This is a genomic window from Acidobacteriota bacterium (assembly GCA_030949985.1).
Classification (GTDB): domain Bacteria; phylum Acidobacteriota; class Polarisedimenticolia; order J045; family J045; genus JALTMS01.
Window position 1 is genome coordinate 1 of the sequence record JAUZRX010000097.1, and the last position, 8,497, is coordinate 8,497.

Sequence of the window (8,497 nt, forward strand, 5' to 3'; positions counted from 1 at the left end):
AGAACGCCCTGAGGCTCAGTTTCGAGGCCTCGAATCTTTCAAGAATCTCCCGCCACTCTTCCTCACTACGCCGGACACGCTGTGAACGCCCTCTCGCCATCGCTGGCCTCCTCTTCTCCAGCATCCTGGGACGGATGCGAGGTCAGAGGCTCTTATAGCTGTCATGCACGGGCCTGGGAAGAACGCCGATTTCCGACCGCTTACGGATCACGTGAAGACCGTGCGCTCGGCGAAGACGATCTACATCCGTTTCGATCTGAACGACTACCGTTACTCCTCGCGTTCCTTCTCTTCAACTCCCTCCGAATCCTCTGCGAGCTTCCGCCTCCTCTTCTCCAGTTTGGCAACCTGTCGTCGATAGAGGGGCCCGGCAAAGAGATACCGATCTATAGCCATGGAGAGAGGCCCCCCTATTGCTATCGCGAGCATCGCGCCGAGCGGAACCAGGACCTTCTCTTTCCAGGAAAAACTCGAATCGCCTGCAACTGAGGAAAAAAGAGCAATTCCAACGCCCATGGCGCCCCATGCAAAGCACGGTGCAAGATCCCACAGCGATCGAGAAGGATCCCCCCGAACATACTCCACCATCTCCCGCCGGTACCGCAACACGCTGTAAGCAAACATAAGAATGCCAACCAGTATACCCACTATCATCACGCCAGAGACTTGCATCTCAAGCACCCCCAGTTAATGCGACTTCCAGAGTTCCATCGGGTTTGCAGGAGCCCTGTCCCATGAGACCACCGCTCCGTAGATGCCCATTGCCGCACCGGAGATCGGCTCCTTCCAAATCAGTCCAACCGCAGAATACGCAACACTCGACCTCCAACGGACTCGCTGGCGAGTCGGTAACCGGCTATCTCCCCAGATAGTGAAGGCAGTCCCGAAGATATCCGCAGCGGAAGCGGTCCAGCCGAGTGGCTCCGTAGCTGCGACAGTAGCTGCGTAGCCGACCGGCACGCCAACCACGTCACCGAGCGGCGATGGGCCATCAACCACAGCAGCGCCAATCCCGACTGCGATAGTTCCGGAAATGACTGCCACTGCTCTTGTTGCCTGGAATACCGCGGCAGTAGTATCTAACACACTTCCGATGTCATGAAGAACGTTTCTGGGGGGAAGCCCGTGGGGCCCGCCCCCAGTACCATGCCCTTCTCGCCCTGGCGCCGGACTCCTCCCGCCACCACCTGTTCCACCATCTAGCATGGCCAGGTGCGGCGAAAAGAAAACCGCCTGAGAGAGCCGGTAGATGAAGTGCTGTGCCATGAACACTGCATATTGCTGCCCGACGCTAGGCACCGATGGTCCCGGTAGACTCGTACCAGAAACACAATAGTCGAAAGCGCCTTCACTCCAACAAGTCCATCCGCCGCCGCCTTCCAAGCAAGTGTCCTTCTCTCCATCATTGTTGGTATCGATGCAAAGCGTGGACTCCGAATTCAATCCCGAAGGATCGACGTACTGCAATGGGCTGTTCAACACGTATGCGTTTCGTTTCCATGTAACGGGATCTCCAGGAGAAATGCTCCCTAGAAAGGGATCCGGCAACATGAAGTCCGCCAACTGGAGGCTCTTGTATCTCGCTTTCATGTAGTCCTGCCCGGTCTCATCGTCACGCTCGTGCCCCGTGTACTTCCACCGGCTCGCGCTGGTGCCACCTGACGTCGTGCTCTCCATCTCCAGCCCGAAGGGATAGTAGTCGATGCCCAGGTCGAACCAACCCCCTTCCCCGGTCTCCACCCGCAGGCTGCCGAGGTGGTCGCAGAAGTGGTAGCGATCGACGAGCTTTTGCGGTTCCGGTGGATCGCTGCCGCCAAGGCAGCCATCGAAGCCGGGCTCCAATTCGCCGTAGAACGGGCCCGGCAGGCCGGCCTCGGGGCTCGGAGGCGTCGGGTTGGTCAGGCCGCCTCCGGAGCCGATATCCCCCTGGCGCAAGAAGATCCCGCCGCAGGGGGCCGCCAGGGCCTGGTTGGCGACGGTGTACTCCGTGGTCCCAGCCGGCAGAGCTGTGGCGGAGAGAGCGTAAGTCAGGCCGTTGTCGCTGCGATGGAAGTAGACCTGGAACGCTTTGCCGTTGTCCTGGTGCAGGGACCAGCGGACCAGGAGGTTGTCGCCGATGCGGCTGACGGAGACCGCCCGCACCTGATTCTCGGAGCTTCCGTCGATGGCCGGATCGTAGCTGATCGACACGGGCACCGAGTAGGGGCTCTCTTCCGGCGCGACGGACTTGATGCGAAGGTAGTTGGTCTCCCCCGGAGCGAGGTCGGACTCCGAGATCTGGTAGTGTCCGCTGCCGTCCGGCTGCACGCCGGCTACCTGGTTGCGGAAACCGGAGCTGGTCTGGATGTCAACGTCGAAGGTCGTGCCTCCCTCATCGTCCGTCAGGTCCAGGCCGTAGGAGCCGTCACTGTACAGGCTGGACCCGGCCGCCTGGGCTGGCGTCGATCCCGCAGGATGCCGCTCGACCAGCAGGCGGCCGAAGCCATGGACGAACTCCTTCTCCAGTACCAGCCCTTCGCCGCCGGGCTTGTCCACGTACTCTGCCACGGTCTGACCGCCGGCGTCCCGCACGGAGATTCGGGCCTGACCGTCCCGGCCCAGGGGCAGCCGCACCAATCGCAGGCCCCCGGCGTTGTAGAGATACTGCTCGGCGGGAGCCTCTCCGGTGGTGGGCTCACCCTGGAAGAAGCTCACGAGCTGGCCGCCGTCGGACCACATCGCCGCCTGGACCACGGGCGCCGAGCCGCCCGTGTCCACTTCCCGCGGAAAGCGGATCATGCGCCCCATGAGATCGTAACGGAACTCGGCGTTGGTCACGTGGTCGCCGAGGTCGTAGCTGCGCCCGCTGAACTCCAGGCCGGGCACGTCGGGCTTCGGGTCCGCCGGATCGAGTTGCCGCGAGGTCATGTTGCCGAAGATGTCATAGTTGTACGTCAGGGTGTTAAGGGCTGCGTCCGGATCCCCGGCTTGGGGGCGCACCTTGGCCTGGTGGAGACTTCCCGAGGGGAAATAGCTGTACTCCTGGTCACCGATGCCGACGATGTTGCCCGCCCCGTCGAAGCGGTAGGCGCCGCTGTTCCAGTACGTGGCCTCGTCGGGTCCCTTGACGTCGATCTCCGACACTCTGCCCAGAACGTCAGTAGAGAAGGTCGACGAGGAGCCGTTGGCAAAGCGCAGGAACTCCAGGTTGCTCCATGGGCCGTAGAGCGCACTGCCCGCGCTCGGCTTGACGAAGTCGATACCTTCGGAGGTCTCCCTGATGCCGTCGAGGTGGCCGCGCAGGTAGTCGTAGCTGTAGGTCCGCGGGGCAGGATCGCCGGCCAGGTAGGGCCCCGCAACCTCGGCAAGCTGTCCCTGGTCGGTGTAGCTGTAGCGCGTGATCCATCGGGCCCAGCCGGAAGGATCAGCAGGATTCGCCGTCATGGTCCAGTCGATCCACTGCTCGCGCATCGACAGGCGCCCGTTCAGACCGCGGTAGACGTAGCGCGTGATCGCCAAGACCCGGCCGTCGTGGAAACTCTCCACGGTAGTCAATTGGTCCTTGGCCTGGTCCGCATTCATCACAGCGTCGGCACAGGATGCATCGACGGTGCCGGAGTCGCAGTGGGTCTCGCTGTAGCTGTAGCGGACCAGAGTCTCGGTGCCACGGCGTCCCACGAAGACATTATCGACAAAGATCCCGGTTCCCACGCCGGCCTGTCCGTCTCCCTTGGTGAAGGCGAAGACCAGGTCCAGGTCTCGGGGCCAGGGATCACTGTCGTCGAAAAAGTCGGCTGGGCGCACCATGATGGTCTTGCGCCAGCGGGCATAGGACTTCTGCCGCGCGTCGAGGCGAAGCGCTCGTGGTGCATTCGCGAGTTGGTTCGCATCGGCAGCCGCCAGGAGCACCTCGAAACGGTCGTAGTCGGAAACGCCTTTTCGCACCTGTCGCCAGAAGGCGAAGGTCAGGACCGTGTCCCGCTCCACGTTGGGAATCCGCTGCCGTACCGCCTGGGTGCCGCAAGGCACGTTGTCGTAGTTGCAGTTGTCGCCCAGGTACAAGCCGTTGGTGCCTGTGCCACCGGGTGGTGGATCGATGCACTGCAGGTCCGCGTAGGTCACCACCTGCCACGACGAGGAACTCTGCTGCTGAAACACGCCGCTCTCGTCGATGGTGCCGGGAGTCCAGGAACCATAGGTGCCCGCCGCGAATTCGAAGCCCTCTTCCAGACTCGCCGAAGGGGCGCCGTCAGGCAACAGCACTTTGTGTATCTCCTCTTGCCTGCCGGCGCCATCGTACCTCGCCTCGAAAACGTAGCCGCGCTCGGCTCCCGAGGCGTCCTGCCAGCGCCAGGGCTGTCCCGCGGCATTGTAGGAAAGCACTTCCACGCGCCCCTCTTCAGGGGTCTCGTAAGCCTCAAGCCTCCCCGCTGCATCGTAGTCGAAGGTCCGCAACTGCACCGTCCCTGGGTTCAGGCTGCCGTCGAGCCACTTCGAGAAGGGATCGTCACCGAGATCGTCGACGATCTTCGCCTCCTTCAGGTTCCCCCGGAGATCATAGGCGTAGATCGCGTCTGCCGCCTGGCCACCAGGCTCGCTGCTGTCTGGCGTATCGACCAGCACCAACCGTCCCAGGCCGTCGCGGTAGTAGCGGGTTACCGCAGGCTGGGTCTGGTCGCTGCCCACGTCGCCGCGCACCTGCACCGTCTTCTGGCTGTGAGGACCGCAGTAGTCCAGGTCCACCGTCGTTCCGTCGGCCGCGATCGTGCGCCGAACTCGGCCAAGCCCGTCCGGCTCGATGGCCAGAGGGTTGTAAGGGTCAGAGCCGGAAGGCGTTCCATAGAAGGCGATCACACCCCACGGGCGGCTCTCGGGATCTCCCGGGGTCAGCGGCACTCCTGTCACCCGATACTCCGGGTTGCCGTCACCGTCCCGATCCGGCGCCTCCCAGCTCGTCTTGGCAGCCGCCGCGTAATCGCTCTCGCTCATCCACACCGAGCTGAAGATCACCCTGCCGAGCTGGTCGTAACGGGCCACTTGCACGGCCTGCGTGCTGTCAGGAAGCGCGCGACGCCTTTCGATCGTCCGGCCGAGTCCGTCGCTGGTCTGCTCGCTGTAGAGCTGATCGGAGGAACCCGGCAGGAACTCGCCCTCCTCGCCGCCTGAAGTAATGGCCTTGAAGATCAGCTCTCCGTTGGGGTCGGTGAAATCCGGGTAGTAGAGCCGCGATGCCTGTTCCGGCGCACTGGGAGCGTCTTCCGGGTCAACGCGGGTGACCCGTCCCAGAACGTCGTAGGAGAACGTCGTCTTCCGACCGTTCGAGTCCAGGGCATCCTTGACGAGGCCGCTGTCGTCGAGAAGATACTCGCTGACCGGAGCCGCCATCCCGCTCTGCTCGATCTTCTTCACGACTCCTCTTTGCCAGGTGAAGGTCGTCGTGAAGGAGGAGGGGGACGTGTTCCCGCTCGGCGGCGGATCCGCGCCGTCTACCGTGGATGTGTTGACATTCCCGCTGTCGTAGTGCGTGTAGGTCAGGTGCAGCACGTCGCTGTCTTGGGACATGTCCCCTGCCGGGGTCACCACATCACTTGATGGATCGGCGCCCAGTTGGGTGCTCGCCGTCGCCCACTCGTTCTGCACCCAGGTCTCGGTCAGGTTGCCGCTGTCGTCAAAGGCGGCACGCTCCTCGTACCTACTCTCGGGCCCGCCGGCACCACTCTCCACGAAGCGATAGTCCCAGGCACCGAGAATATGCTGGCCCACTCGAGGACCGGTCTCCTCGTAATTGGTGTACGTCAGCAAGTAGTCCGAGCCCTGGAGGTAATCTCCCTTGATCACCGACATGCGCCAGCGATCCAGGGAGTCTCGCTGGCGGAACTCGGAGATCATCTGGCGTGCCGTACCGCCGCCTGCAGCCCCGAAACACTGGCCGGTATCGTCCTCGAAGGTCGTGGTGGTCATCTGCCGTAACGCCTTGCCGACCTCCTGACTGTTGGGATCCTGCTCCGTGTCGAAGGTCAGCTCGACGGTGCGCAAGAGAGTTCCTGAAAGCCCGGCTCCGTCTCGACCGTCATCTTCCAGACCGTCCCAAGCGACCCCCAATCGGGATCGTTGTTGCCGCACGGGTGTCCGTAGAACTTCGCCTCGGTCTCCCTCCCGTCCGGAAAGCTCGAGAGGAAGCTGTTCGTGATCGCGTTCGACTCCTTGCCACTCAACGAACACGCAGATGCCTTGAACTGCCGCTCCCAGGACCAGGTGTAGTGGGGCTCGTCAGCCGGGGCACCGGAATCGCCGAGTCCGTCGGGGAATTCGACGCGACGTACCACGCCGATCGCCTCGCGATCTTCCAGCCCGCCTGACACCTCTCGCGTGCCCAGCACGCTGGTCCCGTACTCGTATTCCGCGACGGCACCCGTGGGAGAGGTGATGCGGCCCAGCAGAGCCTTGAAAGACGCGGACGAAAAACCGACCGAGGGAACAACACCGTAGCGATAATGCGTCGAAAGCAAGGGCGAACCGCCTGACGGGCCCACATCAACCTGCTTGAGCACCGCCACGTCGATGACCTTCTGTTCACCGGCCGTGCGCAACTCGCCCCGCTGCTGATCGACGAGAGTCTTCTGGCCGTAGGAGAACTTGTAGACCACCTCCTGCCCTTCGAAGCCGACCGCGTGCACCTCCCTGAGGTGGCCCCTGGCTGCTACGGGACAGGCGCCGGCGTCCACGTCGGCCTGGGTCCAGAGGGTCATCGTCAGCTCGGCATCGGGAGCGTTGGTATCTCCCGCCCAGACCCGGTCGATGGCCCCCGGAATGGCAGCGGCGTCATCCGAGTAGTGAATCTGAATCGTGTTGCCGAAGACGTCAGCTATCGAAGTCGCGTACCAGCCCGCCAGATCGTAGTTCTCGATCCACCCACCGGGATCCACCTTCGTTGCCGGCACGTAGTGGTCCAGCTTGACCACAGTTCCGTCAGGATACGTGACCTGGTAGTAGCCGGGCTTGACGTTCCAGTCCAGGCATACGTCCTCGGCGCAGTCCGGCGAATCGGGCACCTTGTCGCACCACGGCGGCGGTCCCCAATTCGTGCAGGTCTGATCCGGGAAATACTGGATATTGAGTCCCGGGTGAGCCTTGTTCAAATTGGGCTTGAACTTGTACAACCCCCCGGTAGGGGTCTCGAAGTACGACCGTTCGCCGTACTCTCCATCGCCGCGGTAGACCGGCATCTTGAAGATGCGCCCTAAATGACCGGTCCAGCCAAGACCTACCCAACTCCGCCCCATCACCGTATGGAAGAGCTGCGTCCCCGCTACGAAACGGTCTTTCCTCGCCTTCTTGCTGTTGTAGCCGAGGGACATTCCCAGCGAGAGGCGGCCGTCCAGAGAATAGGCCGGGCTGGCCGGCAGGCTCAGGTGGAGGTTGCCGTTCCAAAGGTCGATCGCGTCCCCCAGAGCGAAAGCCGGCCCCGATGCACGAGGCTCGAGAGCGATCTCCTCGAGAAAGTCGGAGTTCCGCGTCTCAATGACAGGGAGTTCATCGGTCGGAGGTGGCGGCGGAGGCGGAGGCGGATCCCCGCCGGGACCGGCCTCGGCAAGAGCCGCCATGCCAATCAGGACGCAAACTGCCCCGATAAGGACAACCCGCACCCACCCCGCCGGTCGCCGGTCGCCGGTCGCCGGTCGCCGGTCGCCGGTCGCCGAAGAATCGACTCCTAATCTCTCCGCAAAACGAGTTACTCTCCTTGCTGCCACAAATCCGCCGACGATTTTTCATCTTGCCCCCAATCCCGCACCCTGGGCCAACAAGGCGCGGTCCTACTCTGCATCCCATGTCATCCCCATCCGCGGGGATGACATCCCACTTTCTGCCATAGACCGCTGTCGGAAGTCAAGACCCTGTCGAGAGGAATCTATCTCGGGTTGCCCGCGCAGGAGATCAACTGCCCGCAACGCGAAAACAGCTTGCAGCAGCGGCTTCGATTCGGCGTAGCAGGACACGGGAAAGCGACGAGAGGCGGAAGGACGCGAGAGCTTCAACCGAGAGCCGGCTAGCCGGCACCCCGCAACGCCCGGCGCTCGCAGCAGCGCTGCTACAGAGTCGTCGTCGTGCCTTGCCAGGAACGCCGATGACTCGCCGAATATGATCCCGTATTGTTCGCGGAGCCCTCTACTGCGGACGCGCAACGAGGTTCCGTGAATAGGGCGGGATGATAACGAAGTTCCGGCGCGGGACACCAGCCCGTCCGTCCGCCGTTCAGACTTGGTTGGCGGGATCGAGAACCTCCCGCAGCCGCGTGGGGGAAAGGACTTTCTCTTCGAGGGCGATCTCCTCGACCGTGCGCCCCTCGTCTGCCGCGCGTCGGGCGATGGCGGCGGCCCGCTCATAGCCGATCTCCGGCACGAGGGCGGTGGCCAGGGAGAGACTCCTCCCGACACGCGCTTCGATGGCCTCCCGGCACGCGGCCAGGCCCGAGACCAGCTTCTCCGCGAAGAGGCGACCGGCCCGCGCCAGCAGGCGA

At 63.3% G+C, this 8,497-nt stretch carries 4 protein-coding genes; all 4 read right to left on the reverse strand.

From position 1 onward, the window contains the following. Positions 1–270 precede the first annotated feature (270 nt). On the reverse strand, positions 271–672 hold the full coding sequence (locus tag Q9Q40_14480; protein ID MDQ7008425.1) for a hypothetical protein: 402 nt from the start codon (positions 670–672) through the stop codon (positions 271–273). Positions 673–687: 15 nt separating this feature from the next. After that, on the reverse strand, positions 688–6,015 hold the full coding sequence (locus tag Q9Q40_14485) for an RHS repeat-associated core domain-containing protein (protein ID MDQ7008426.1): 5,328 nt from the start codon (positions 6,013–6,015) through the stop codon (positions 688–690). After that, entirely contained in the window at positions 5,997–7,583 is a 1,587-nt protein-coding gene (locus Q9Q40_14490; GenBank protein MDQ7008427.1) for a hypothetical protein, read from the reverse strand. The genes Q9Q40_14485 and Q9Q40_14490 overlap by 19 nt, the downstream gene beginning before the upstream one ends. A 649-nt stretch (positions 7,584–8,232) precedes the next feature. Continuing rightward, the coding region (gene aspA / locus Q9Q40_14495; protein MDQ7008428.1) for an aspartate ammonia-lyase at positions 8,233–8,497 on the reverse strand (265 nt) is incomplete at its 5' end.